This is a genomic window from Halorubrum yunnanense (assembly GCF_026586675.1).
Classification (GTDB): domain Archaea; phylum Halobacteriota; class Halobacteria; order Halobacteriales; family Haloferacaceae; genus Halorubrum; species Halorubrum yunnanense.
In genome coordinates, this window is sequence record NZ_JAODIX010000030.1 from 152,290 (window position 1) to 174,179 (window position 21,890).

Genomic DNA, 21,890 nt, shown 5'->3' on the forward strand with positions numbered 1-21,890 from the left:
CCGATCACTTCTCGACGGACTCCGCGTCGGACTCCGCGCCGGAGCCCTCCTCGCCGCGGAGTTGTCGGGGAAGCAGCCCCGAGATCAGTCCGCGGAGGATCCGCCCCGGGTCGAGGAAGTACTGCGGGAGGACGACCATCGCGGCGGCGACGACGAGCAGCCCGGCGCCGAGCGCGACCTCGCCGACGAACAGCCGGATAACGGCGTAGTTCGCGAGCGGCAGCGCGAACACGAGCGACGCCGCCAGCCCGATCATATCCATCAACCCGAGGTTCATCGGACTCGAGTTGGCGCCCGGCATTCAAAAGGGCCGCGGCGGCGACAGGGAGGGGACGGCGGGGCGAGACGGCCGCCCGAACACCGAACCGATATGTGTCGCGCGCGCCCAGATCGGGTATGTTCACCGGCATCGTCGAAGGGACCGCCACGGTCCGCGAGCGGACCGAGACAGCGGACGGGCTGCGGCTCCGGATCGGCGTCGAGGGGTTCAACGACATCGGTCACGGCCAGTCGATAAGCGTCAGCGGCGTCTGTCTCACCGTCGAGGAGTACGAGGTCAGCGAGGACGAGAGCGGCTGGTTCGAGGTGTTCCTCGCGAGCGAGACGGTCGCGAAGACGTACCTCGGCGACGTCGGCGAGGGCGACCCGGTCAACGTCGAGCGCGCGATGCCGGCCGACGGCCGGTTCGACGGCCACGTCGTGCAGGGCCACGTCGACACCGTCGCCGAGGTGACGGGGGTCGAGCGCGTCGGCGAGGATTGGCGGTTCGGGTTTGAGATCCCCGAGGGACACGCCGACTACCTCGTCGACAAGGGGTCGGTGACGCTCGACGGCATCTCGCTGACGGTCGCCGAGAAGCGCGAGGGGGAGTTCGACGTCGCCGTCATCCCGACGACGTACGAGCTGACGACGCTCTCTGAGAAGTCGGTCGGCGACCCGGTCCACCTGGAGGTCGACGTGATCGCGAAGTACGTCGAGAACATGATCGGCGGGTACGCGGGAGCGGACTGAGAGGAAGGAACCGCCGCGCTCGGAATCTGACGCTCAGTCGTCGTGTGCGTCCTTCGCGCCCTCCACCGTCTCCCGGACCGCGTCGACGCCCTGGTCGTGGAGCAGGTCGCCGACGACGATCACGTCGCTGTGGGCGGCCATCTCGTTGGCGGACTCGTAGTCGTGGATTCCGCCGCCGTAAAAGAGGGTGGACTCGTCGAGCGCGTCGTGGGCGGCCGCGACCTTCTCCGTGTCACCGAAGGTGCCCGAGTACTCGACGTAAACGATCTCCTGGCCGAACATCCGCTCGGCGACCTTCGCGTACGCCCCGACGTCGTCGGCCGCGAGGTCGCAGTTCGCGTCCGTCAGCTCCGCGACGGCGGCGTCGGGGTTGAGAACGATGTACGCCTCGGTGTGAGTCCGGTCCCAGTCTAACTCGTCGATGCGGACCCACTCCTTGTGCGCGCCCGTGATCCAGAACGGCCCGCCGGCGTTGAACACCGTCGGGATCAGGTAGCCGTCGAGCGCGGGCGAGTCGATGACGACGCCCGGGTTCGACGGCTCCTGGTACAGGGGAACGTCGTACTCGGCCGCGGCGTCGACGACGCGCGTCATCTTCTCCGCGGTGACGTCAAGGGTCCCGCCGATCTCGATCGCGTCGGTGCCGGTGCGGCAGACGTCCTCGAAGGTCTCGCCGTCCCGCAGCTCCTTGTCGGGGTCGACCTTCAGCACGTGGTCCCAGTCGTCCCACGGGTTGCTCATCGGGAACGACTCCACCGGGCGGAACCAAAAAGGTGCGGAACCGACGCCGTCGAACGACCGCGTCCGTTGATCAGAGCAGGTCGTCGAGATCGTCGTTCTGGAACGCCGCCGCGGGGTCGGGTCGCTCCTCCGGCTCGTCGCGGACGGCCTGGCGGGCGCGTTCGAGGAACGCCTCGATCCGCCGGGAGCGCTCGACGCCGCCGAGCAGCACGAGCGCCGCGATCCGGTCGGAGTCGAGCGGGAAATCGCCGCCGCGCACCTGCATCGAGCCGGTCTCCTCCTGGAGCCACTTGCGCGCCTTCTCCGCGCCCTTCCGGGAGATGCGGTCCGGGTCGCCCGCGACTGCGACGAGGGCGGCGTCGGCGTCGGTCGCGTTCGGGAGCGACATCCCCGTCATCACCGCGCTCCGGACCGCGCTCATCACGGTCGTGACGTTCTCCTCGGCGTCCTCGGCGGCCGGCGCCGAGGCGAACCCGACCGCCGCCATCCCGCCGGCCCGTAGCGTGTTTATCACCTCGCTGGTGTCGACGACCGACTCCGCGACGCCCTCCACGGACTCCCCGGCGGCCAGGAGGAGCCCGACGCGCCGCGCCATCGACTCGTTGATCGCGGCGAAACCGCCCTCGACCGACTCCCCCGAGGAGCGCCACGCGTCGTTGTCGAGCAGAATCGTCGCGTCCGCCTCCCGGACCAGCGTCTTCAGCGACCGGCCCGCATTCACCTGGTACATCGCCCCCTCGTCGCGGCCGGGGAGGATACCGATCGCGTACACCGGGACGTCGTACACGCGGCTCAGCTCGCGGACGAGCACCGGCGCGCCGCCCGACCCGGTGCCGCCGCCGAGCCCGGCGACGACGAACAACGCCTCAGCCTCCGCCGTCACCTTCGAGGCGAGCGCGTCCAGCACCTCGATGGCGTCCCCGTCCATCACCTCGGCGCCGAGTTCGTTGTCGCCGCCGACGCCGTGGCCGTTCACCCGGGACTGACCGACGAGGACCGTGTCGAGTGGGAGCGGGTCGAGGTCCGCCGCGGCCGTGTTGACCGCGAGCGCGTCAAGCACCGCCCCGTGGCCGGCATCGGCGTCGAACCGGGCGAGAGCGGTCGTGAGCTTCCCGCCCGCCTGCCCGACGCCGAGGAGGACTGCCTTCATGATCGGAGGGTAACCGATCCGTCGTCTTACCTTTTCCCCCGAGGTTTAAGTGCGAAATCGAGGCCAACCGCGAGCATGTCGAACGCCACCGACGAGGGGAGTCAGACGTCGAAGCGCGGAGAGCGACGAGGCGCTGCCGGAGCCGACGGACCGAGCGACGCACGGGGTCAAGATCGACTCGACGAGCGCCTCAGCGCGGTCGAGCGCGCCGTGACGGGGTCCGACGCGGCCGTCGCGGACCTCGGCGACAGCGCGGCGGCCGCCGCGGAACGCGAGGCGTTGGCGTCGCGCGTGGCCGAGGTCGAGTCGCGAGTGGAGGAGTTGGAGGCCGCCACACAGGCAATCAGGGGGTACGTGGGATCGATCCGAGCCGTCAACCAAGAGGTCGAACGGCGAGCCGACCTCGCGCTGGCGAGGGCGAGTGGCGGCGAGGACGCCGCCCCGGAGAGCGAACGTTCGAGCGAGGCCGGCCCGGGCGACGCCGTGCCGAGCGAGACCGCTCTCGACGCCGCCGTTCCGGCGGACGACGACCGTCGGACCGAGGCGCCGGGAGGGGCTGACCGGGAGGGCTTGAGAGAGGGGGCCGACGCGGACGGAACGTGGCGAGACGAGGCGCTGGACCGACTCCGTGAGTCCCTGTAGAGCGGACGGCACGGCGGAGCGGGGCAGAGCGCCGCGGACCGGAAACGATGGGATCGAACTGTGATCCGCGTCGTTCTCACGGTTCTCGTCGCTGTCGCCCTCCTCGCGGCCGCAATGCCGGCGCTGGAAAGCGCCCGGGCGACCACGACCGCCGAGCGGCTCGACACGGAGGCGGACAGGGTCGAGCGAGCCGTCGGACGTCTCGTCGCGGATTCCGTGAGCGTCGCGAACCCGTCGCTCGCCGCCCGGACGACCGTGACCGTCCGCGTCCCGAGCGGGTTCGGGGCGGCACCGATCGACCGCGTCGCGCTCGCGGAGACCGACGAGGTCAGTGAGGGGGACACCGCAGGGGCGGATGTCGCGCTCCGATATCGGATCGACGGCGGCTCCGAGCGGAGCGTGCCGATCGCGCCCGGTGGCGTGGACGCGACCGTCGCGGTCGACGGGGAAGCGATCGCGCTGCGACCGGGCGGCGAGAGCCGGCTGGTGCTCCGGCTCGTCGACGACGGCGGGCCGACCGTCCGTATCGGCAGGGTCGGGTGAGCGTTTATATACGATGCCGGGAGCACGCCCGCCATGAACCTCGATCTCCCCTCGCTGCCGCGGATCGACGGCGACGAGGCCTCGCTTCGGTCGCTGCCGTGGACGGACGACGAGCGCGGCTGTCGGTGCGAGCCGTCGTTCCGGGAACCGGTCGGAACGGGCGTCGGCGACCGCGTCGTGCTCGCCGTCGACGCGGACGACTGTCCCGGACGCGGCGATCTCGCCGAGAGCCCGGACTGCCTGGCGACCGTCGTCGAGGCGCTGAGCGAGCGCGACGCCGACGTGATCAGGACTCGCCACCGGGGACGTGAGCGGGCCTACGCCGGACGTGCCGCGGCGTGTCTGGTCGCGGCGGGGAGGTTCCGCGAGCGCGTTGAGTTCCACGAGACGCGGCTCGCCGACCGCGTGCTGCGCGACCCGGTCGGTGCTGCCCGGGAAGCCGCCGGACGCGAGGGACCGCCGGCTCGGATCGTCGCGGAGACGGGGTTGTCGGCAGTCGTCGAGGGGTCCGACGGGGTCGAAGGGGTGTTGCGAGCGCACGCGGGTCCCCGGATCGCGGCCGCGCGTGTCGCGACCGCGCCGCCGCCGGAGGCGACGCTCGTCGAGCGCTGGGAGCTCGACACCGGCGCGACGGTCCGGCTGTACGATGGGGCGGGACCGCTCCGGACGTATCACCTCAGGCCCCCGGTCCGAGAGCTCGACGACGGGGCGGTTGAGCGGCTCGACGACGCCAAGCGGCGGCTGCTCGACGATCCGACCGGGGGAGAGCGGGCGCCCGGCCGCGCGGCGCGTGCTGTCGCCGAGGACGCGGATCCGGTCTCGACGCTCGCCGATGCCCTCCGGCGGCACACGCGGGGATACGGCGCGTTCGAGCACGTGTTCGCCGACAACCGAGTCAGCGACGCGACGCTGTCGGCGCCGGTGACCGAGAACCCGCTTCGCGTCGTCGTCGACGGCGAGCGCTGTCGGACGAACGTCAGGCTCCCGCCGGAGGGGGCCGCCACCCTGGCCTCTCGGCTCCGGCGGACCAGCGGCCGAGGCTTCTCCCGGGCGAGCCCGACCCTCGATGCGACGCTGGAGACGGACGCCGGTCGCGTCCGCGTCGCCGCAACAACGGACCCCGCCAGCGACGGCCTCTCGTTTGCCTTCCGCCGCGGCGACCCCGACGCGTGGACGCTCGCGCGGCTCGTCGACGTCGAGACGATCACGCCGGGGGCCGCCGGGCTCCTCTCGGTCGCCGTCGAGCGGGGCGTGACCGGGCTCGTTGCCGGCGGGCGGGGCGCGGGAAAGACGACCGCGCTCGGCGCGCTCCTGTGGGAGCTCCCCGCGGAAGCGCGGTCGATTCTGATCGAAGACACGCCCGAGCTCCCGGCAAGCGCCCTGACGGCCGGCGGGCGGGACGCCCAGCGCCTCCGCGTCGGCGACGGCGCAGAGCCGTCGCCGAGCGACGCGGTTCGGACCGCGCTCCGACTCGGCGGCGGCGCGATCGTCGTCGGAGAGGTCCGCGGCGAGGAGGCGCAGGCCCTCTACGAGGCGATGCGCGTCGGCGCGACCGGCGAGACGGTGCTGGGGACGATCCACGGCGAGGATCCGGGGGCCGTCCGAGAGCGGGTGGTCTCCGATCTGGGCGTGTCACCCTCGTCGTTCGCCGCGACCGACCTGATCGTCATGCTCGATGACCACCGCGTCGGCGCGATCGCCGAGGTGGTCGGTCACGACGGCGGCGCCGCGTTCGACCCGCTGTTCGAGCGGACGGCCGAAGGGCTGACGCCGACCGGACGGATCGACCGCGGCGAGAGCCGGCTCATCGAGCGACTCGCGGAGACCGACGGATCGTACGCCGCGGCTCGAGAGACCGTCAGAGAACGGGGAGAACGAATCCGCGAGGCGGTCGCCGTCGGGCGAACCGATCCAGAGCAATACGCCGAGTTCGTCGGCGCGGACGGTGAGCGGAGATGACGGAGCCGATCGACGGGCCGACTGACGGCTCGCCTCGTTCCCTCGGGGACGAGGCGATCGAGTCGCCCGAGCTCCGTCGCGCGGTCGCGTTCCTCGGGTGGGACTCCTCGGCCGAGCGCGTCGTCGAACTCGGGTATCGGGTCGGGATCGGTGTCGGTCTGCTCTGTGTCGCCGTGTTCTCCTTCGCTGTTGGTCCTGTTCCGGGAGCGCTCGCCGGGCTCGCCGGCGGGCTGACGGCGACCCACGCGGCCCATCGGGCACCGGTGTGGCTCGCCTCGCTCCGGCGGACGCGAGCGCTCGGGGCGGCTCCCGGCCTCGTCGGTCGACTTGTGTTGCGAATGCGTCTGGACCCGTCGGCGGAGCGCGCCGTCCGGTTCGCCGCGCGTACTGGAGACGGGCCGCTCGCCGAGGGACTGGCGCGTCACGAACGCGGGAGCGCGAACGGACCGACGAGCGGGCTTCGGTCGTTCGCCCGGGAGTGGCAACCGTGGTTCCCCGCGATCGACCGCGCCGCCGCGCTGATCCGGACGGCGGCGTCGGCGCCCGCAGAGCGGCGAGGACGCTGTCTGAACCGCGCGCTCGACGCGACCGTCTCCGGGACGACCGATCGGCTCGCGGCGTTTGTCGGCGAGGTCCGCGGCCCGGTCTCTGCGCTATACGCCTTCGGGGTGCTCCTCCCGTTGGCCCTGATCGCTCTGCTCCCCGCGGCGGCCGCATCGGGCGTTCCCGTCGGGTCCGGCGTCGTCGCCGGACTCTACCTCGGCGTACTCCCTGCCGGACTGCTCGCCGCGTCGGCGTGGCTGCTCTCGCGCAGACCGGTCGCGTTCGCGCCGCCGTCGATCGACGGTAGTCACCCGGACGTACCGGAGCGGGCGAAACACGCCGTCGCGGCCGGTTCCGTTTCCGGAGTCATCGCAGCCGCGGTCGCCGGTCGGCTGGTTGCCGGATGGGCCGCGCCCGTCGCCGGCGTCGGGACCGGGACGGGAGCAGCGCTCCTCGTCGGGGTCCGACACCGGCGAGCGGCGCTCTCGGAGATCCGCGCCGTCGAACGCGGGCTACCGGACGCCATGACGGTTATCGGCGGTGACGTGGCCGAGGGCGTCGCCGTCGAGACGGCGATCGCGAACGCCGGCAAGCGGCTCGACGGCGCGACCGGCGAGCTGTTCGAGCGCGCAGGAAGCCGGAGCGAGACCCTCCGAGTTGGCGTGCGAGAGGCGTTCCTCGGTCGTGGCGGGCCGGCCGTTCCGGTTCCGTCACCGCGAGTTCGCGGCGCGGTCGCGCTGCTCGCCGTCGCCGCGCGGGAGGGGCGTCCGGCCGGCGACGTGCTCCTCGAGCTCGCCGATCAACTGGAAGAGCTCCGCGCGCTCGAAACCGACGCCCGGCGGCAGCTCGCGACCGTGACGGGGACGTTGACGAACACCGCCGCGGTGTTCGCGCCGCTCGTCGGCGGCGCAACCGTCGCGCTCGCGACGGGGATCGATACCGTCGACGCCGGCGGGCTGGGTGGCGGAGCCACCGCCGGCGCGGACGTCCTCGGAGTGGGCGGCGGGGATCCTACCGGCGGCGGGGACGTGGGCACGGCCGGGACGGTTGGGGATTCCGCCGGCGGATCCGGCTCCGGAACGCTCTCCGTCCCGATGCTCGGTCGGATCGTCGGCGCCTACGTGCTGATCCTCGCGGCGCTGCTCACCGCGCTGGCGACGGGGCTGGAGCGCGGTTTCGACCAGACGCTCGTGGCCTACCGAGTCGGGATCGCGCTGCCGACCGCGACGGCGACCTACCTCGTCGCGTTCGTCGGCGCGGGAGCGCTGTTGTAGCGGTCTGCCCGCGTTCGCAGGCGACCGTTTAAATACGAAGCCGCGGTCAGCCGCTCCGTGTTCGAGACCCACTTCGACGCGACGTACGCGTGGCTCGGCCTCGCCGTGGTGAGCGTCGCAACGGCCGGCGTGGCCGCGACGCTCCCCGCGTCGCCGCCCCCGGACGCGGCCGGCGTCGCACACACGATCGAAACGGTCGCCGGCGGGGAGTATCCCGCGACGGCGGAGCACGGAGTCGCGGCGGACCGGATCCGTCTCACTCCTCGATCGGTTTCCCTCGATGGGGGCGGCGGGACCATCCGGGCACCGCTCCGGGGCCCGAGGATAACGCCGGTTCAGACGGGAGAAAACGGCGAGTTCGACGACGAGCGGCTTCGGCGAGTGCTCGACGGCGTGCCGCCGGACGCGGTGTTCGACGATCCCGAGGCGCTGTCGGCGGCGGCAAAGCGTGCGCGAAGCACGGACCGCGGCTGGCGACCGGCACCGGAACGGCTCACCGTGCGGCGGGTTCACTACGGGGGAGTGCATGTCACGCTCGTCGGGTGACCGGTCCGAGGCCGGGAACGCAGCCGCGGACCGAGCCGCGGTCGAACCGCTCGCCGCGCTCGTCGCGGTGTTGGCCGTCGGCGCGGCGCTGGGGCTGTACGTCGTCGCGCTCGACGACGCGACGGTCGATCGGGAGCAGCCGGGCGCCGAGACGACCCTCGATCGGGTCGAGCGGACGGCGATGGTCGGGGGCGTCGTGGAGCCGGACCGTCTCCGCGACGCAGAACCGTTTCGGTACCCGACGACAGCGACGGTGGAGGCCGACGGAACGACGTGGCGAATAAAGTCGGGCGAGGACGCGCCTGAACGGGCGGGGACCGGGGACGGCACGACTGCAGTCGCCGAGCGGTCGGTGACTGTGCGGGTCGCCCCCGGACAGAACGTCCGCGGAACGCTTCGCGTGGTGGTCCGGCGGTGACGAGCACCGTACTCGACGTGACGGTCCTCCTCCTCTGTGTGTCCGCGAGCGTCGTCGCGCTCGGCGGCGTCGGCGACGACGTCGGAGCGCGGGGGCCGACCGCCGGCGAGGCGGCCGACCGACTGGTGACCGAGACGGTGACCGTGCGGTACCGCGCGCCGGAGGCGGCGAACGAAACCCGGACGGTACACGCGACCCGCGCGGAGTTGCTCGCGCTGCTCGTCGCTGACGCCGGGGGAGTACACGGGGAACGTGGCGCCGTCCGAAGCCCCGACGACGCGGACCGGAACAGGTTCGAATCGCGGGCGACGGCGGCGGTCGCGGCGGGGATCGACGAGCGGACGCGGATCGACGCAACGGTCCCGACGGCCGCGAACTGGGAGGGCGAGACCGCGGGGTCGATAGCCGACCGGGACGGAGCGAGTCGACGCGGGGGCCGACGGACGGTCCGCCCGAGAATCGCGCTGGATGCGCCGAACGCGCGGGTATCCCCTCAGCGTGGCGCCCCAGACGGCGGCTCACGGCGAGGGAGAGCGGACGGGTCAGTGGTGACCGGAGACGCGAGGACGGTCACCGTCGGCGAGGAACCCCCTCGGAACGCCGACGTCACGACGGCGGTCATCGCGCATCCGGCGGCGGGCGAGACCGAGACGGACGGCCCGGTCCGCATCGTCGTGAGGAGGTGGTGAACGTGCGGAGGCGAGTCGGAAGCGACGCGGACACACAGAGGGGAAGAAGTGAGAGAAGCGGACGACGCTTCACCGTTGACGAGCGGGCGCGCGTTCCCTTCGCACTGATCGGGGTGCTGCTCCTGGTGACGAGCACGACGTACGCGGCAGGGGTCGCGGATCAGGGCCTTGTCGGCGAGGATCGGAGCGTCGAGCGGGCCGTCGAGCGCGTCGACGCGGACGCCACCGCCGCGCTGCGCGCCGCAGCGCGTGAGGCGGCGCACGACGCCGCGCGCGAGCCGGTGACGCGGGCGCCCGAGGGCGAGACCGGGGTCGAGGCGGTACGCGAGGGGTCGGCCTTCGCGGACGCGTTTCGGATCCGACTCGCGGTGGCCGGCGGAGACGCGCTCTCCGCCGTCGACGCCGAGGTCGGATCGGTGACGGCGACAGCGTCGCTGCCCGCGGTTGAGGAGCGGCATGACCTCGCCGCGGCCCGCGACCGCGTCCGCGTCGATCCGGCGGCGAACGGGACGGCGACGCGCGTGACTTTCGAGGGGGTCACGACGACCGCGACCCGGGACGGGCGAACGGTCGTGAACCGCACCCAAACGAGGACCGTCGTGGTGGCCGTGCCGACGTTCGCCGCACACGATCGGACGGAGCGGTTCGAGGAGCGGCTCGACAGGGGTCCCGCCGAGGGGCCGGGGCTCGGCCGACAGCTCACCGCGAGCCTCTACCCGATGACCTGGGCGCGCGGCTACGCCCAGTACGCCGGAGCGCCGGTTGAGAACGTCCTCGCAAACCGACACGTGGAGCTGTCGACGAACGCGGGGCTCGTCCGGACCCAGCGGGCGGTCTTCGGGACGAGCGATCCGGACGCCCGCGGCGGAGTAGCGCGAGCGACGGCACGGACCGGGGCGACAGACCTTCTCGCGCCCACTGGGCTCAAGGAGGGCTCGTGGACCGACGCGGTACTCGGGGCGCCGACGCCGACCGGAACCGGTGGGGCCGCGACGGGATCGGACGCCGGGGGGGACTCAGACGGGGAAGCGACCGAAGACGCCGCGTTCGATCCGGAGACCGACCGGACCAACGAGGAGACGTCGGTCCCCATCGGGCACGCCGCGGACGTCGGAGCGGCGCGCGTTCACGAGGACCTCGACGAGGTGATCGGCGGCTCGTACCGGGTTGAGGCCGAAGTGGAGACCGCGACGACACAGGTCGCCGACGGCGGGCGACTCACACCCCCTGCTCCGGACGGCTCGGCGGCCGGCGAGTGGGAGCGTGTGGACGTGTCGCGGTCAGAGCGTCTGACCGGTGTCTCGGGGAGCGACGTGCCGAAAGGGGTCCCGGCGGGAACCGTCCATCCCGGCGAGCCGGTCCCGTTCGGTGACGTGAGCCGCGAGGTGGCGGTCGAACGAACCGCCACCGCGACGTGGGGGCGGGAGGTCGTGGAGCGGGGGCCGAACGGAACCGTCGTCGATCGGACCGTTCACCGGACGACGACGGGCGACGAAGCGACCGATCGCTACCGGGTCCGCGTCTCGGTGACGGGGCGACACGCGCCCAGCGACAACGCGCCGGACCGCCCGGCTGCGACGTTCGGAGCGGGGAGCGCAGACGCGGTCACGGACCTGCGAGAGACACCCGAGACGGCCCGCTCGGAGCTCGGCGTCGACACGGGGACCGGCGTGGACCGACTCGCTCGAAACGCCGTCCGAAGCGGCGACGTCAGCGACTCGGCGGTCGTCTACGGGTCGCCGTCGGACGTCGGACGGGACCGCGTGGCGGCGGACGTCGCTGCGCTCTCCGCCGAGGTCCGAGAGTTCGAGACGGATGCGTCAATGGAGGCGGCGGCGGTCGGCGAGGCGGAGCCGTACGCAGACCTCGCGGATGCGGTCCGGGACCGCCGCGCGGCGCTCGTCGACGCCCCGGGGACGTACGACGGCGCGACCGATCGGGCGCGGGTCGCTGCGCGCGCGGCGTACGTCGACGCCGTCGTCACAGAGTTGGAAGCCGCCGCCGAGGACCGCGAGACGGCAACGACCGGGTTCCTCGGCCGGGTGAAGGGCGCCTTCGGCGGTCCGTCGGTCGGCGAGGCGATCGCCGCTCGCGAGGCCGCGAAGGATCCGGGCACCTACGCGGTGGCCGGCGACGGTCCCGGCGGAGCGGTGACGTTCTCGCCGCGAGGGTCACCGGGATACCTGCCTCGGACGGCGGTCGACGGCGAACGAACTGGGGACCCGAACGCGACCTCGACGCGGCCCCTCGCCGTCCGCAACGTGAACTACGCCACCGTCCCGTACGGGGAACTGTCGAGCGGGATCGTAGACCGGATTCTCGGGGCGGGTGATACGGTCCGGATCGGCACCGCCGGGCGCGCGCTCCTGCTTGCCGACGAGGCGCTGACCGCGGGCGGCGACCCGGACCTCCGCAGCGACCGAGACGCGCTCGCGGATCGGGTGGAAGGGTCGCTGCGCGCCGTCGACCGCGACCTCGGAGGCGTGCTGCGGGACCGGACTTCGCTCTCGCGCGAGGCGCGGCGCGACGCGATCCGCGAGGCCGCCACGTCCTACAGTTCGACGGGCGACCGAGCGGCCGCGGTCGGTACCGGCGAGTACGCCGAGCGAGTCGCCGCCGAGGCCGCGGCCGCCGGAACGCTCTCGACCGCGGCGGAGGCGTCGCTGGCCGCGCGGCTCCGCGTCGCGACCCGGCGGGCGGCCGATCGAGACAGCGCTCGAGTCCCGACGCGGATCGTCGAGCCGCCGACGGAGGGGGCCCGGCTCCTGCTCAGAGACCGGATGGAGAAGGCGGTCGAGGAGGAGGCCGCACGGGCGGGCGAGACTGCGACCAGAGAGCTGGGCGAGCGGGCGGCAAACGAGCTGGGCGAGGAGTGGTCGCTGAAGCCCGCCCGGAGCGTCGGCGCGGGGCTACCCGTCGCTCCGGTTCCCGGCTACTGGGTGACGACGGTGAACGCCTGGCGCGTGCAGGTCCGCGGGGAGTACCCACGGTTCGCACTGCGCGCCGACGTCGGCACCCCGGAGAAACCGTTCGAGTACGTCCGACGGGAGGGCGACGTGACCCTCGACATCGGCGAGGAAACCGTGCGGCTCGGGGCGACGGAACCCGTCCGGTTCGAGACGGAGACCGTCGTCGCGGTCGCGGTTCCGGCCGGTCCGCCGGGCGTCGGAGACGTCGACGGCGTCCGCGACGAGACCTCCCCTGGGTGGCCGTGTCCGGGGCCGCCGGAAGCGTCGAGCGGAGGGGACGCGGGCTGCGCGGCGCGGTGAATCGACCGCAGCCGTTTTGAGAGACCGCGACCGAGAGCGACCATGTTTCACGAGGTTGTCGAAGACGGGGCCGCCGGCGCCGGGGGGACCCCCGACGCCGACACTAACGGGGTGACCGCGACCGCGCTGCTCGCGGCGTTCGAGAGGCTGCTGAGCGAAGCGGTGACCGAGGCCGGCCGGGGGCGCGTCGGCGACGAGACCGGCGTCAGCGAGGCGGCGATCGAGGCGGCCGCCGAGGGCGACGCCGCGGAACTCAGCCTCACTGACGGGGCGGCGATAGTCGCCGTGACCGCCGACCGCGACACCGACGCGATCGTCGCGGAGCTGCGCGATCACCTGCTGATGGGGATGGCGACGGCAGTGCTGGACGTCGACACCCTGGCGGCGGCGATCGACGCGGATCTCACCGGGCAGGAGGTCCAGCAGGCCCTCGAGGGACGCGCCGGGATAACGCTGGGACAGCTCGCGGAGGTCATGGCGGTCATCGAGCGCCGCAAGCGATGAGGGTCGTCGTCGTCGGCTGCGGCTACGTCGGGCTCGAACTCGCGACACAGCTCGGCGAGCGTCGCCACGCGGTGACGGGCGTGCGCCGGTCGGACGCCGGTCTCGACGCTATCGAGAGGGTCGAAGAGGGTATCGACGGTGACGGGGTCGTCGACGCGGTGCGCGCGGACGCAACCGACCCGTCGTCGCTCGATGCGCTGCCCGACGCGGACGCCGTCGTCTTCGCGGTCAGCTCCGGCGGCCGCGGCGCCGAGGCGGCTCGCGAGGTGTACGTCGACGGGCTCCGAAATGTGATCGAGGCGTACGCCGGGCGGCCGTCGCCGCCCGATCGGCTCGTCTACACCTCCTCGACGGGGGTGTACGGCGACCACGACGGCACGTGGGTCGGCGAGGAGACGCCGATCGACCCCACCACGGAGAAGACGGGGGTCCTCGCAGAGGCAGAACGGATCGCGCTGGAGGCGGCCGGCGACGCCGGGATCGACGGGACCGTCGCTCGGTTCGCGGGACTGTACGGACCGGGCCGATACCGGCTCAACCGATATCTCGACGGCCCCGTCACTGGGGGGTACCTCAACATGGTCCACCGTGACGACGCCGCGGGAGCGGTCCGGTACCTCCTCGAGACGGATTGCGCCCGCGGCGAGCCGGTCGTGGTCGTGGACGACGAGCCCGTCGACAAGCACGCCTTCGCCGACTGGCTCGCGGACGAGTGCGGCGTGTCGCGGCCGGAGAAGCGGGCGAAGGACGAGCGAATCGCGGCCGGCGACCTCTCCGCGGCGGCCGAACGGCGGGTCCGCACGAGCAAGCGCTGTTCGAACGACCAGCTGCGTGCGCTCGGTTACGAGTTCGCCTACCCGACCTTCCGCGAGGGGTACCGCGACGCGGTCCGGTCGTTCCGGGCGGCCGAGGAGTGAGCTCGGCCCTCGCCCCCGTCGTCGTCTGTCGGTCGGAACAGTAACGAACCTTCATGTGTGGGGAGAGAGTGGCGGAGACACATGTGGAACCAGATCGCGGCCGACGAGCGCTTCTCACAGGCGGAGGCGCTCGCGCGGGAGAACCCGGAGCTAGCGGCGCTCGCGGTCGCCGTCGTGCTCGTCGCGATCACCAGTGGCTACCTGTTGTTCCGGGCCCGCTGGACGTCGGGAGTTCGGTTCCGGCGGCTGCTCGCCGAACAGGACGAAATCACGGTGCTGATGCACCCGAACCCCGACCCGGACGCGATGTCGGCCGCCCTCGGCGTCGCGTCGCTCGCGTCGCAGGTCGACGTCGACGCGACGGTGCAGTACCCCGGCCAGATCCGCCACCAGGAGAACCGCGCGTTCCGGACGGTGCTCGATCTGGACCTGGAGCCGATCGAACACGTGAGCGAGCTCGCCGCGGAGTCCGTCGTGCTGGTCGATCACAACGAGCCGCGGGGGTTCGCCGGCGCGGACGGCGTACTCCCTGTGGCGGTCGTCGACCACCACCCCGGCGACGGCGCCGGAGAGCGGTTCACCGACGTCCGGACCGACTACGGCGCGACCGCGTCCGTCATCGCCGAGTACTTCAAGCAGAACGACGCGACCCCGGTCCCGCCGGACAAGCACGCGAGCGAGACCAACAGCGACCTCACGCTTCCAACGGACACCGCGACCGGGCTGCTGTACGGCATTCTCTCCGACACCAAACACCTCACGGTCGGCGCGAGCGAGCCGGACTTCGCGGCCGCCGCGTACGTGTATCCCGGCGTGGATCAGGACCGCCTCGACCGCATCGCCAACCCCGCGGTCGACGCGGAGGTGCTGGAGGTGAAGGCGCGGGCCATCGCCGGCCGTCGCGTCGAAGGGTCGTTCGCCGTGGCCGACGTCGGCGGCGTGAACAACGTGGACGCGATCCCCCAAGCCGCGGACGAGCTGATCCAGCTCGAGGGAGTCAGCGCCGTCGTGGTGGTCGGGGAGCGTGACGAGACGGTCCACCTCTCGGGGCGCTCCCGGGACGACCGGGTCCACATGGGCAACGCGATCAACGCGGTGCTCGCGGACTTCGAGAACGGAAACGGCGGCGGCCACTCCCGGATGGGCGGGGGGACCGTCACGCCGAAGATCGATCCGACCAGCGACGCGGACCCGGAGACGATCGACCGAGACCAGCTCGCCGACGCGCTGTTTCGAGCGATGGCCGGCGACGTGTGAGCGTCGGGGGATCACGGACCACCCGACTCCGATGGCACTTTTTAATTACCGGGCCGCGGAGTGGACCGTATGGATCTCGAACTCCCGACCGACGACGGCTGGGGCGCGCTCGCCGGCGTCGGCCTCGGCTACGCGCTCGCGACCGGACTGGTGTTCCTCCTGCTGTTCGTGGTCCCGTACCTGATCGTGCGGGGGCTGTAACTGCCAGAAAAGCGGCCGGACGTCGAAGGGCCCGTCAGGCGAACGCGAGTGAGTCGTCGGCGCTGCCGTCGTCGTCCTGCTGGAGCTTCTCGTGGGCCTCGAGGAAGTCCTGGAGCGTGACCTCGGTGCGGTCGTCGCGGATGGCGAACATCCCGGCCTCCGTGCAGATGGCCTTGATGTCGGCGCCGGACGCGTCCGGACTCATCTCGGCGAGCTCGTCGAAGTCGATGTCGCCCGCGAGGTTCATCTTTCGGGTGTGGATCTGGAAGATGATCTCTCGGCCCTCGGTGTTCGGCTTAGGCACCTCGATGAGGCGGTCGAACCGGCCGGGGCGGAGGATCGCGGGGTCGAGCATGTCGAAGCGATTGGTCGCGGCGATGATCCGGACCTCGCCGCGCTCGTCGAAGCCGTCCATCTCGGAGAGCAGCTGCATCATCGTCCGCTGGACCTCGGCGTCGCCCGAGGTCTTCGAGTCCGTCCGCTTCGAGGCGATCGCGTCGATCTCGTCGATGAAGAGGACGGCGGGCTGGTTGTCTCGGGCGACCTCGAACAGGTCCCGGACGAGCTTCGCGCCCTCGCCGATGAACTTGTGGACGAGCTCGGAGCCGGCCATCTTGATGAACGTCGCGTCCGTCTCGTTGGCGACGGCCTTGGCGAGCATCGTCTTCCCGGTCCCCGGCGGCCCGTACAGCAGGACGCCGCTCGGCGGCGTGATCCCGACGTCCTCGAACATGTCGGGGTGTTCGAGCGGCATCTCGACGGTCTCACGGACCTCCTGCATCTGGTCTTCGAGCCCGCCGATGTCGGCGTACGTGACGTCCGGCGAGTGCTCGACCTGCATCACGCGGGCGCGCACGTCGGTCTCCTTCTCCAGTTTCTTCACGACGGACAGAGAGTTGTTGACCGCGACCCGGTCGTCGGGGTCGAGTTTCTCGCGCATCTCGGCGGTGACCTCCGTGAGCGCCTCCTGGTTGTTGCCGTGCTGTTTGATCACGGCCCCGTCGGGCGTGACCTCTTGGACCGTCGCCACGAACAGCGGGGACTGCTTCAGCTTCTTGTTCTCGTGGGTGAGCCGCTCGAGCTTCTGCTGGTACTTGTTGTTCTCCGCGTTCGCGTCGAGGAGCTTGTCGCGCATCTCCTCGTTCTGCGACTCCAGCACGTCGAGTTCCTCTTGGAGGGACTCGATTTTCTCCTGTCTCGACGCCGCGCCCTCGTCGTAGGGCATCTCGACGTCCTCGACGGTATCAGTCATTGTCACTAATAAGGCGTTTCGCGCGTAAGAGGTTTCGGGTGGGGGAGAGCCAGACGGTTCCCGCCCCGAAGTATAATGCTCATAAGTAATTAAATAGGATAGTAAATATTATCTAACGGCATGAGAAATGGGAAGGTACGTATGAGTACCACCGACGCCGTCGCCGCCGACGAGGACGTCACGGACCGCTGGAGCGCCGTCCGCGATCTCCCCCCGAGCGCGAAGCTCGTGGCGAAGGTCCTCGACTACAACGACACGCTGACGCAGAGCGAACTCGCCGAGGAGACGCTGCTACCGCCCCGGACCGTCAGGTACGCGCTCTCGCGGCTGGAGGAGGAGGACGTCGTCGACTCGCGGTTCTCGTTCACCGACGCCCGGAAGCGGCTGTACACGCTCGCGGTGTAGGCCGGGAGGGTCGGCGAGGGAGCGCGGCCGACGAGGCCGGGACTCGCAACCGCGAGGTCTCTCCTTATCACCGATGCCGACGCAGGGAGCGCGTGGTCTCGACTACCGCCGTCAAACGGGCGCTGACCGCGCTGGCGACGCGCACCGACACCGCGACCCGGCCGTACGTCGCCGTGATCGACGAGGCCGAGGCCGCGCGAACCGACCTGCGACGCGCCGCCGGGTTCGTCGACTCGGTCGGACTCGACCGGCTGTCGGAGGCGGTCGCGACCGCTGAGCGCGACGGCGATGAGGCCGCGGCCGAACGGGGCCGGGCGTCGCTCGCGGCCTACCGAGCGTTCCGCGAGGCGGCGACCGACGGGGAGTGAACCGACCGGCCCGCAGACCACTTTCGCTCCGCCCCCGGAACCCCTAAACCCGATACCGGCCAACACCCGGACAGATGACACGGGTGATCCACACCGGCGACACCCACATCGGGTACGCGCAGTACCACTCGCCGGTCCGACGCCAGGACTTCCTTGACGCCTTCGCGGCCGTGGTCGACGACGCGATCGACGGCGACGTCGACGCGGTGGTCCACGCGGGGGACCTCTTTCACGACCGGCGGCCCGAGCTCGCCGACCTGATGGGGACGATATCGATTCTCCGGCGGCTCGACGACGCCGGGGTCCCCTTCCTCGCGGTCGTCGGGAACCACGAGTCGACGCGGGGCGGCCAGTGGCTCGACCTGTTCGAGCGGCTGGGGCTCGCGACCCGCCTCGGCGACGAGCCGACGGTCGTCGGCGACACGGCCTTCTATGGGCTCGACCACGTCCCAGTCTCCCGTCGCGACGACCTCGACTACGCGTTCGCCGACCACGACGCCGACTACGCCGCCCTCGTCGCGCACGGACTCTTCGAACCGTTCGGCTACGCCGACTGGGACACCGAGGAGGTGCTCACGGAGAGCGACGTCGCGTTCGACGCGATGCTCCTCGGCGACAACCACGCGCCCGACGTCGCCGAGGTCACCGACACGTGGGTCACCTACCCGGGGTCCACGGAGCGGGCGAGCGCGAGCGAGAAGGAGGGGCGTGGCTACAACCTCGTGGCCTTCGACGCCGACGCCGCGGGCGGCGACGACCGCGTGGAGATCCGGCGACGCGCGCTCGACACGCGCCCCTTCGTCTTCGTGGAGGCCGATCTCCGCGAGGGCGAGGGCGCGGCCCGGGTGCGCGAGAAAGTCCGCCAGCACGACCTCGATGACGCGGTCGTGCTCGTGAGCGTGACCGGCGACGGCGACCCCGTCACCCCGGCCGCGATCGAGGAGTTCGCGACCGAGGAGGGGGCGCTCATCGCCCGGGTCACCGACCGCCGCGAGGTCGAGACCGACGCCGAGGTCGACGTGAGCTTCGCCGATCCGGAAGACGCCGTCCGCGAGCGCGTCGAGGGGATGGACCTGTCCGAAGCCGCCCGCGACGTCGACGAGGCGGTCCGGGCCGACACGCTCTCCGACAGCAACATCAGGGAGACCGTGAAGGGACGGATCGAGGAGCGGATCGACGACCTCGACGCGTTCGGGCGGGGCGAAGCGGACGGTAGCGACGAGGGGAGCGCCGACCCAGACGGGGAAGACACCGAGACCGACGTAGACGAGACAGGCGAGGTGGTCGAGGCGGGCGACGAGGCCGAGACCGACCAGCCGGACCCGGCCGCGACCGACGGCCAGGTCTCCATGGAGGACTACCTGTGAACTTCGACCGCGTCCGGCTCTCGAACTTCAAGCCGTACGGCGACGCCGACCTCCGGCTGACGGAGGGCGTCACGGTCATCCACGGGCTCAACGGCAGCGGCAAGTCGTCGCTGCTGGAGGCCTGTTTCTTCGCGCTGTACGGGTCGAGAGCGCTCGACGGCACTCTCGACGACGTCGTCACGAAGGGCGAGGAGGAGACGGAGGTCGAGCTGTGGTTCACCCACGACGGGACGCCGTACCGCGTCGAGCGGCGCCTCCGGGTGTACGACGACCGGATCGACCACCAGTGTACGCTCGAATCCACCGACGGGAGCGACGTGAGCCGCGACGGCGCGCGGGCGGTGCGCGGGTTCGTCACCGAGCTGCTCCGGATGGACGCCGAGGCGTTCGTCGGCTGCGCGTACGTCCGACAGGGCGAGGTGAACGAGCTGATCGACGCCACCCCTCGGGAGCGACAGGACACGATCGACGACCTGCTCCAGCTCGGGAAGCTCGAGGAGTACCGCGAGCGGGCCGGCGACGCGAGGCTCGGCGTTGAGGACGTGCTGGAGAACCGCCGCGGGCGGCTCGACCAGCTCGACGAGCAGATCGCGGCGAAGGAAGAGCGGGACCTCCACGAGCGGCTCAACGGGCTCGAGAGCGACCTTTCGGAGGTCACCGACGAGATCGACCGCTACGAGGACCAGCGCGAGCGGGCGAAAGAGACGCGCGAAGAAGCAAAGGAGGCGCTCTCGACTCACGCCGAAAAGCGCGACGAGCTGGAGTCAGTCAAAGCCGAGATCGGCGAAATCGAGGAGGCGATCCGCGAGGCCGAGCGCGAGCGCGACGAGCACCGGGACGCGGTCCGTGAGGCCCGCGAGCGGATCGGGGAGATCGAGGCCGCGATCGGCGACCGGCTCGACGACGCCGGCCTCGACGCAGCCGACAGGGACGCCGTCGCGGCCCGCCGCGAGCGGCTCGACGACCGAGAGTCGGAGATCCGCGAGGAGCTCGACGGCGAGCGGGTGAGCGCCGAGGCGTTCCGGAATCAGGCGACGAACCTCGCCGGGAAGGCCGACGACCTCACCGAGCGCGCCCCGGAACTGGAATCGGAGGCCGACGACCTCGCCGACGAGGCCGAGGCGGCCGCCGACGAGGCCGACGAGCGCGAGTCCTCGGTCGAGGAGCTCGGCGCGGAGGCCGAAGACCTCCGCGAGCGGTTCGCGGCCGCCGACGTCGACCGCGACGGGGTCGCCGACGAGCGCGAGGCCCTCCGGGAGCGGCGCGGCGAGGTCCGCGAGCGGCGCGCGGAGCTCTCCGCGGAGTTGAAGAACGCCCGCGAGCGCGTCGATGAGGCTGAGGAGCTGCTCGCGGCGGGGAAGTGCCCCGAGTGCGGCCAGCCGGTCGAGAACTCGCCGCACGCGACCGGGATCGACGAGGACCGCGAGCGCGTCGCGGAGCTGGAGGCCGAACTAGAGGCGGCCCGCGAGCGAGAGACCGAACTCGACGAGGAGATCGAGGGGCTAAACCGGCTCGCCGACGCCGCGGACCGGCTCGACGAGATCGAGGAGACGACCGAGATGCTCGAGGACCGCGTCGAGGAGAGGCGCGCGGAGGCGGAGCGGAAGCGGGAGGCCGCGGCGGAGAAGCGCGAACAGGCCGAAGAGGCCCGCGAGCAGGCAGAGGAGACCCGCGAGGTCGCCGCGGAGAAGCGCGAGCAGGCCGAGTCGACCGCGGAGCGCGTTTCGGAGCTCGAGGCGGCGCTCGCCGACGTCGACGACGCCCGGGAGGCGGTCGACGCGGTCGAGGAGCGGACGGAGGCGATCAGCGACGCCGAGGCCGATATCGAGCGCCGGCGGGAGCGGCGCGAGACCCTCGGCGAGCTGAACGACGAGCGGCGCGACCGCCTCGCCGACAAGCGCGAGCGGCGAGACGAGCTCGCGGCCGCGGTCGACGAGGCGGCGGTCGAGGAGGCGAGAGAGAGGAAAGAGGAGGCCGAGGAGTACCTCGAGAGGGTCGGCGGGGAGCTCGACCGGCTCGCGGAGCGACGAACGGAGCTGGAGAACGCGATCGGGGGCGTCAACGGCGAGATACGGGAGCTGGAGGACCTCCGTTCGGAGCGCGAGGGGCTGGCCGCGACCGTCGAGGCGCTCGAGGGACTCCACGAGGAGACGAGCGAACTGGAGGCGATGTACGGCGACCTCCGCGCGGAACTCCGGCAGCGCAACGTCGCCGAGCTGGAGCGCACCCTCAACGAGACGTTCGACCTGGTGTACGGCAACGACGCCTACTCGCACATCGAGCTCGACGGCGAGTACGCGCTCACCGTCTACCAGAAGGACGGCGAGGCGCTCGACCCCGGACAGCTCTCCGGCGGCGAGCGAGCCCTGTTCAACCTCTCGTTGCGCTGTGCCATCTACCGGCTGCTCTCGGAGGGGATCGAGGGCGCGGCGCCGACGCCGCCGCTCATCCTCGACGAGCCCACCGTCTTCCTCGACTCCGGGCACGTCTCCCGGCTCGTCCGGCTCGTCGAGGAGATGCGCGGCTTCGGGGTGGAACAGATCCTCATCGTCAGCCACGACGACGAGCTGGTGGGCGCGGCCGACGAGCTGGTCACCGTCGAGAAGGAGCCGCGCTCGAACCGGTCGACGGTGCGCCGCGCGGACGCCGCGGAACTCGACGTCACCGAACTCGCGGACGACTGAGCGGGCGGTCTCTCCGCGCTCAGCTTATAAATGACCGACTGCGATGCGACCGGAGAGAAGTGGTAGCGCCGTCGAAAGGGACAGCGACGATCGCCCGCATCTCCCACGTCGGCGCGCGCGCTTGCGGCTTATAAGCCACGAGCGGCCCGC

20 protein-coding genes and 1 pseudogene are annotated in these 21,890 nt (G+C 71.8%); 17 read left to right on the forward strand and 4 right to left on the reverse strand.

The window, feature by feature from the left end; genetic code table 11:
• Window positions 1–4: 4 nt before the first annotated feature.
• Window positions 5–277, reverse strand: coding sequence for a DUF7533 family protein (locus N5096_RS07950; RefSeq protein ID WP_267663817.1), 273 nt, complete (start codon window positions 275–277; stop codon window positions 5–7).
• A 119-nt stretch (window positions 278–396) separates the two neighbouring features.
• Between N5096_RS07950 and N5096_RS07955 the strand changes: the two genes are divergently transcribed.
• Window positions 397–1,011 carry a riboflavin synthase gene (locus N5096_RS07955; protein WP_267663818.1) on the forward strand — a complete coding sequence of 205 codons (615 nt, stop codon included), beginning with the start codon at window positions 397–399 and terminating at the stop codon, window positions 1,009–1,011.
• Window positions 1,012–1,044: 33 nt separating this feature from the next.
• Here N5096_RS07955 and N5096_RS07960 read toward each other — a convergent pair whose 3' ends face one another.
• The gene (locus tag N5096_RS07960; protein WP_267663819.1) at window positions 1,045–1,752 is read right to left on the reverse strand and encodes a phosphoglycerol geranylgeranyltransferase; all 708 of its coding nucleotides are present in this window, start codon (window positions 1,750–1,752) and stop codon (window positions 1,045–1,047) included.
• Between the two features lie 70 nt (window positions 1,753–1,822).
• Window positions 1,823–2,902, reverse strand: coding sequence for a tubulin/FtsZ family protein (locus N5096_RS07965; protein WP_267663821.1), 1,080 nt, complete (start codon window positions 2,900–2,902; stop codon window positions 1,823–1,825).
• A 75-nt stretch (window positions 2,903–2,977) separates the two neighbouring features.
• Here N5096_RS07965 and N5096_RS07970 point away from each other — a divergent pair, with 75 nt between their 5' ends.
• From N5096_RS07970 to N5096_RS08025, 12 genes are all read left to right on the forward strand, one after another.
• Window positions 2,978–3,544, forward strand: a complete 567-nt coding sequence (locus tag N5096_RS07970) for a DUF7310 family coiled-coil domain-containing protein (RefSeq protein ID WP_267663822.1) — start codon at window positions 2,978–2,980, stop codon at window positions 3,542–3,544.
• Window positions 3,545–3,604: 60 nt separating this feature from the next.
• Window positions 3,605–4,087 (forward strand): DUF7311 family protein, encoded by a 483-nt coding sequence (locus N5096_RS07975; RefSeq protein WP_267663823.1) that lies wholly within the window; start codon window positions 3,605–3,607, stop codon window positions 4,085–4,087.
• A 33-nt stretch (window positions 4,088–4,120) separates the two neighbouring features.
• Window positions 4,121–6,046, forward strand: a complete 1,926-nt coding sequence (locus tag N5096_RS07980) for an ATPase, T2SS/T4P/T4SS family (protein WP_267663824.1) — start codon at window positions 4,121–4,123, stop codon at window positions 6,044–6,046.
• Window positions 6,043–7,863: a type II secretion system protein gene (locus tag N5096_RS07985; RefSeq protein WP_267663825.1), complete on the forward strand. Its 1,821-nt coding sequence runs from the start codon at window positions 6,043–6,045 to the stop codon at window positions 7,861–7,863. Before N5096_RS07980 ends, N5096_RS07985 begins: the two co-directional genes overlap by 4 nt.
• A 57-nt stretch (window positions 7,864–7,920) precedes the next feature.
• Window positions 7,921–8,409: a DUF7283 family protein gene (locus tag N5096_RS07990; protein WP_267663826.1), complete on the forward strand. Its 489-nt coding sequence runs from the start codon at window positions 7,921–7,923 to the stop codon at window positions 8,407–8,409.
• A complete protein-coding gene (locus N5096_RS07995; RefSeq protein WP_267663827.1) occupies window positions 8,390–8,827 on the forward strand; it encodes a DUF7285 family protein in 438 nt (145 codons plus the stop codon). Before N5096_RS07990 ends, N5096_RS07995 begins: the two co-directional genes overlap by 20 nt.
• The gene (locus N5096_RS08000) at window positions 8,824–9,516 is read left to right on the forward strand and encodes a DUF7284 family protein (RefSeq protein ID WP_267663828.1); all 693 of its coding nucleotides are present in this window, start codon (window positions 8,824–8,826) and stop codon (window positions 9,514–9,516) included. The genes N5096_RS07995 and N5096_RS08000 overlap by 4 nt, the downstream gene beginning before the upstream one ends.
• Window positions 9,510–12,785 carry a DUF7286 family protein gene (locus N5096_RS08005; protein ID WP_379790156.1) on the forward strand — a complete coding sequence of 1,092 codons (3,276 nt, stop codon included), beginning with the start codon at window positions 9,510–9,512 and terminating at the stop codon, window positions 12,783–12,785. Before N5096_RS08000 ends, N5096_RS08005 begins: the two co-directional genes overlap by 7 nt.
• A gap of 42 nt (window positions 12,786–12,827) precedes the next feature.
• On the forward strand, window positions 12,828–13,289 hold the full coding sequence (locus N5096_RS08010) for a DUF5791 family protein (RefSeq protein WP_267663830.1): 462 nt from the start codon (window positions 12,828–12,830) through the stop codon (window positions 13,287–13,289).
• Window positions 13,286–14,206 carry an NAD-dependent epimerase/dehydratase family protein gene (locus tag N5096_RS08015; protein ID WP_267663831.1) on the forward strand — a complete coding sequence of 307 codons (921 nt, stop codon included), beginning with the start codon at window positions 13,286–13,288 and terminating at the stop codon, window positions 14,204–14,206. The genes N5096_RS08010 and N5096_RS08015 overlap by 4 nt, the downstream gene beginning before the upstream one ends.
• A gap of 81 nt (window positions 14,207–14,287) precedes the next feature.
• Entirely contained in the window at window positions 14,288–15,463 is a 1,176-nt protein-coding gene (locus N5096_RS08020) for a DHH family phosphoesterase (RefSeq protein ID WP_267663832.1), read from the forward strand.
• 69 nt (window positions 15,464–15,532) lie between these two features.
• A complete protein-coding gene (locus N5096_RS08025) occupies window positions 15,533–15,664 on the forward strand; it encodes a hypothetical protein (protein ID WP_267663833.1) in 132 nt (43 codons plus the stop codon).
• A 34-nt stretch (window positions 15,665–15,698) separates the two neighbouring features.
• Here the strand turns inward: N5096_RS08025 and pan1 are convergent, their stop codons facing one another.
• Complete coding sequence (gene pan1, locus N5096_RS08030) at window positions 15,699–16,916, reverse strand: proteasome-activating nucleotidase Pan1 (RefSeq protein ID WP_267663834.1); 1,218 nt, start codon at window positions 16,914–16,916, stop codon at window positions 15,699–15,701.
• A 141-nt stretch (window positions 16,917–17,057) separates the two neighbouring features.
• Between pan1 and N5096_RS08035 the strand changes: the two genes are divergently transcribed.
• The 4 genes and pseudogenes from N5096_RS08035 (at window position 17,058) to rad50 (ending at window position 21,740) form a co-directional block, all read left to right on the forward strand.
• The gene (locus N5096_RS08035; RefSeq protein WP_267663835.1) at window positions 17,058–17,321 is read left to right on the forward strand and encodes a MarR family transcriptional regulator; all 264 of its coding nucleotides are present in this window, start codon (window positions 17,058–17,060) and stop codon (window positions 17,319–17,321) included.
• Window positions 17,322–17,413: 92 nt separating this feature from the next.
• A pseudogene (locus N5096_RS08040) lies at window positions 17,414–17,767 on the forward strand (DUF7966 family protein).
• Window positions 17,764–19,056 carry a DNA double-strand break repair protein Mre11 gene (mre11, locus tag N5096_RS08045; RefSeq protein ID WP_267663836.1) on the forward strand — a complete coding sequence of 431 codons (1,293 nt, stop codon included), beginning with the start codon at window positions 17,764–17,766 and terminating at the stop codon, window positions 19,054–19,056. Before N5096_RS08040 ends, mre11 begins: the two are co-directional and overlap by 4 nt.
• Window positions 19,053–21,740 (forward strand): DNA double-strand break repair ATPase Rad50, encoded by a 2,688-nt coding sequence (rad50, locus tag N5096_RS08050; RefSeq protein WP_267663837.1) that lies wholly within the window; start codon window positions 19,053–19,055, stop codon window positions 21,738–21,740. Before mre11 ends, rad50 begins: the two co-directional genes overlap by 4 nt.
• Window positions 21,741–21,890: the final 150 nt, after the last annotated feature.

Bases quoted from the DNA above. Each gene is read 5' to 3' on its own strand.
- N5096_RS08035 (WP_267663835.1), top strand. From the start codon at position 17,058: ATGAGTACCACCGACGCCGTCGCCGCCGACGAGGACGTCACGGACCGC.
- N5096_RS07950 (WP_267663817.1), bottom strand. From the start codon at position 277: ATGAACCTCGGGTTGATGGATATGATCGGGCTGGCGGCGTCGCTCGTG.
- N5096_RS07970 (WP_267663822.1), top strand. From the start codon at position 2,978: ATGTCGAACGCCACCGACGAGGGGAGTCAGACGTCGAAGCGCGGAGAG.
- mre11 (WP_267663836.1), top strand. From the start codon at position 17,764: ATGACACGGGTGATCCACACCGGCGACACCCACATCGGGTACGCGCAG.
- N5096_RS08025 (WP_267663833.1), top strand. From the start codon at position 15,533: ATGGATCTCGAACTCCCGACCGACGACGGCTGGGGCGCGCTCGCCGGC.
- N5096_RS07955 (WP_267663818.1), top strand. From the start codon at position 397: ATGTTCACCGGCATCGTCGAAGGGACCGCCACGGTCCGCGAGCGGACC.
- pan1 (WP_267663834.1), bottom strand. From the start codon at position 16,916: ATGACTGATACCGTCGAGGACGTCGAGATGCCCTACGACGAGGGCGCG.
- N5096_RS08015 (WP_267663831.1), top strand. From the start codon at position 13,286: ATGAGGGTCGTCGTCGTCGGCTGCGGCTACGTCGGGCTCGAACTCGCG.
- N5096_RS07995 (WP_267663827.1), top strand. From the start codon at position 8,390: ATGTCACGCTCGTCGGGTGACCGGTCCGAGGCCGGGAACGCAGCCGCG.
- N5096_RS08010 (WP_267663830.1), top strand. From the start codon at position 12,828: ATGTTTCACGAGGTTGTCGAAGACGGGGCCGCCGGCGCCGGGGGGACC.
- N5096_RS08020 (WP_267663832.1), top strand. From the start codon at position 14,288: ATGTGGAACCAGATCGCGGCCGACGAGCGCTTCTCACAGGCGGAGGCG.
- N5096_RS07965 (WP_267663821.1), bottom strand. From the start codon at position 2,902: ATGAAGGCAGTCCTCCTCGGCGTCGGGCAGGCGGGCGGGAAGCTCACG.
- N5096_RS07960 (WP_267663819.1), bottom strand. From the start codon at position 1,752: ATGAGCAACCCGTGGGACGACTGGGACCACGTGCTGAAGGTCGACCCC.
- N5096_RS07985 (WP_267663825.1), top strand. From the start codon at position 6,043: ATGACGGAGCCGATCGACGGGCCGACTGACGGCTCGCCTCGTTCCCTC.
- N5096_RS07980 (WP_267663824.1), top strand. From the start codon at position 4,121: ATGAACCTCGATCTCCCCTCGCTGCCGCGGATCGACGGCGACGAGGCC.